The 3,126-nt window shown below is 70.7% G+C and carries 2 protein-coding genes and 1 pseudogene; 2 read left to right on the top strand and 1 reads right to left on the bottom strand.

Features of this window, described 5'->3' with window-relative positions:
* Window positions 1-240: pseudogene (locus ACRDUX_RS20805) on the top strand (hypothetical protein); the annotation flags it as partial.
* Window positions 237-1,607, top strand: coding sequence for a type VII secretion-associated serine protease mycosin (gene mycP, locus ACRDUX_RS20800; RefSeq protein ID WP_526416045.1), 1,371 nt, complete (start codon window positions 237-239; stop codon window positions 1,605-1,607). The pseudogene ACRDUX_RS20805 and the gene mycP, both read left to right, overlap by 4 nt.
* Here mycP and eccB read toward each other — a convergent pair.
* Window positions 1,572-2,963: a type VII secretion protein EccB gene (gene eccB / locus ACRDUX_RS20795; protein WP_526416043.1), complete on the bottom strand. Its 1,392-nt coding sequence runs from the start codon at window positions 2,961-2,963 to the stop codon at window positions 1,572-1,574. The genes mycP and eccB overlap by 36 nt on opposite strands.
* Window positions 2,964-3,126: the final 163 nt, after the last annotated feature.

Below are 3,126 nucleotides of genomic sequence, written 5' to 3'. Positions count from 1 at the left end.
GGCTTCACCAGTGGTGTCACCTGTCTCGGAGTTGCGCTCAGCGCCCACCGGGAGTACGTCGGCGTGGCCGGCGGCATTCTCGTCGCGATCGCCCTCGTCGTCGTTCGAAGGCCCCGAGCGGGGGCGTTCTGGTCACGGCTGGTCGACAAATTCGAGTACGCCGCGCTGGCAGCCGTCGTCCCCGCGGCGGCCTGGGTCGGTGGCGTGTACCACCTCGTCGGCGGGTTGCACCTGCATTGAGCGCCACGTCGGCGCGGTCGACGCGTCTGTTCGCGATCCTGTCGGTGGTGTCCGCAGTGTGGACGGCGCCGGCCGCCGCTGCCGTGACACCGCCGACGGTGGACGACTCACGGCTGCCTGCCGCCCGGCCCCCCGCGCCACCGTCGGCGACCGAGCAGACCGAAGCGTGCCCGGTCGGTGCCCGCACCGGCGACGGGACCGGAGGTCAGCTGGACATGGCGGAGCTCCAACCTGTTTGGCAGTTGAGCCGTGGCGCGGGTCAGACCGTTGCCGTGATCGACACCGGTGTCGCCCGACACCGACTCCTGCCCCGCCTGCTGCCCGGCGGCGACTACGTGTCGACCGGCGACGGCACCCAGGACTGCGACGGCCACGGCACGATCGTGGCCGGGATCATCGGGGCGGCAAGCGACGGCGAGGCGGGCGCCGCGTTCAGTGGCATCGCACCCGAGGCGGGGATCATTGCGATCCGGCAGTCGAGCAACGTCTTTCGGCAATCGGATGCTTCGGGTGGGTCCGGGGTCGGGGACGTCGACACGCTCGCGGCTGCCGTCCGCACTGCCGCTGACGCAGGCGCGACGGTCATCAACATCTCGTCCGTCGCCTGTGTGGCCGCCGACCGGGGTATCGACGACCGGTCCCTTGGCGCCGCCCTGGCCTACGCCGTCGACGTCAAGAACGTCGTCGTCGTCGCGGCGGCGGGTAACGTCGGCGGCGAAGGTCAATGCCCTGAGCAGAACCCGCCCCCGGACCCAGCCCGTCCCGGACGCCCCAGTTGGGATGCCGTGAAGGTCGTGGTGAGTCCGGCCTGGTACGACGACTACGTCTTGACCGTCGGTTCCGTGGACCACGAGGGCCGCCCGTCGGCATTCACTCTGGCGGGGCCATGGGTGGACGTAGCGGCTCCTGGCGAGGACGTCGTGTCGCTGAGTCCGGACGGGGACGGGTTGATCGACACCGTTTCCGGAGTCTCTGAGCCGTCACCGATCTCGGGTACGAGTTACTCGGCCCCCGTGGTGACGGGCATGGCCGCGCTGGTGCGCGCCGTCTCTCCTCATCTGACCGCACGCCAGGTCATGCGGCGGATCGAGGACACCGCCCATCACCCGTCCGCCGGATGGGACCCCTGGGTTGGCCACGGCGTCGTCGACGCGCTGGCCGCGGTCAGCGCCGACGGGGCACTAGCCGCAGCCGCCCCGACGCCAACGCCCACCACGCAGGCAGACCAGGACCCGGTCGGAGCCGACCCCGCACCGCGTCGGGTCTCGCTCGTCGGCGCCGCGGTGTGCATCGCGGTGGTGACGGCAGCGATGTCGTTGTCCGCGAACTGGCTACGACGGCGTCGGGATCCCGTCCCTGGCGACTGACGCCGCATCGGTGCTGAGCTCGGGCCCGCGAGGCAGATGCGCGAGGACCGGCCATGGCGCGGCGTCCGGTGATTGACCGAGACCCAGGAACTTCGCGGCGTCGTCGTCGTGAACCCCGAACAGCACACCCGCATCGGAGACCATGAAGCGCGCACCGGTGGCCCCGTCGTCACCGACGATTCGGGCCGACCGGACATATGCGCTGGCACCGCCCGAGATCACCACCGCGTCGACGTTCGGGCCATCGCCGTCCGCCTGCGCGAGCGCCGCGGCGTCCCCGAGTTCGACCAGGCTCGATTCACCAACGAACACAGACGCATTGGACGACGATGATCCGCCCGGCCTCCACTGGGTGCACACGGCGCGATCGTCCGCGCGACCCACCGGGGTGCGGGCATGTTGCGGGAACGTGGTCACCGCAAGGCCGGTCACGATCGGGAGCGCCGCAATTGCCGCAGGTGCGACGACGGCCACCGGTTTGGCATACCGGTCGTAGGCGAACCTGATGAGATCGGCGGCGACTTCGCCGACGGACTGGATGCCGTCACGCAGCACCACGTAGTGCTCGGACAGCTCGGCGCGCTGAATGCGCACCACCGTGCCGATGGGCACACCACCAAGCGCGGCAGGCCCCACTTCGCCGACTCCGGCGATGCGCGGGACCGCGAGGCCTGGCGCCTCTGGCACGACGTCGAGCAGTGTCCGCGAAACGCCCACGGGGACAACTCCGTCCAGGCGCAACGCCCGGACGACGGCCGTGCTGCGCAGATCGACTTCGGCGCGGTGGCCGTCGTAGAGCAGATACGTCGTCGCCGCACTCTCGCCGCGCGGTGTCACCAGCACGGGCCGTGACGCGTCGAACCGGTCGAGCCGTTGTTCGCCGACCGCGACCACGGTGCGATCGTCGTCGCACACCGTCCACGCCGACCCGCGTACCGGTGCACCGATGGTCGCCGGTGCGCCAGGAATTCCCATCATGGGTCCCCGCCTGGCCCGTGCGATGGCCACCTCGCTGGCAGCGACGGGGTTGGCCGCCGAGCGCGCGATGAGGCGTGCCGAGGCGAGGTTGAGGACCGGATGAAGGACGTCGTCGACGCGAACGTACAGCGCGCCGGATTCGCCGGCCATCACGATCAGCGCCGAAGCGGGCACGCCGCGCGGCCGCACCAGCACCAGCACGGCACACACCGCGAGGGCGATCGCCGCCACGAGACATCCGACGATGAGCGACAGCGACTGCGCCCGTAGCGGATCATCGTGCATCGCGACGTCTCTGCGCACCAGGGCGTGCGCCATCCGGCGCGTCAGAAAGCGTTGCGCGCTGATCTGTTGGCGCGTCGCCGGTTGCCGAGTCATGTCTCCCCCGGTAGCCAGCCTAACGGCGCCCGAAGGTGCGCCGGCGCACCGATTTCAGCGCCAGCGGGCCCATACGTAAGGGACCAGCGAGCGCAGGAAGTCGAGGTCCGGTCCAGGGCGGGCATTCGCGAAGGCCTGCTCGAAGTAGTCCTCAGCCACCAAC

The organism is Mycobacterium sp., assembly GCF_050701675.1.
Taxonomy (GTDB): domain Bacteria; phylum Actinomycetota; class Actinomycetes; order Mycobacteriales; family Mycobacteriaceae; genus Mycobacterium.
Note: the sequence above shows the minus strand (reverse complement) of the source record. Positions and strands in the feature narration are given on the sequence as shown.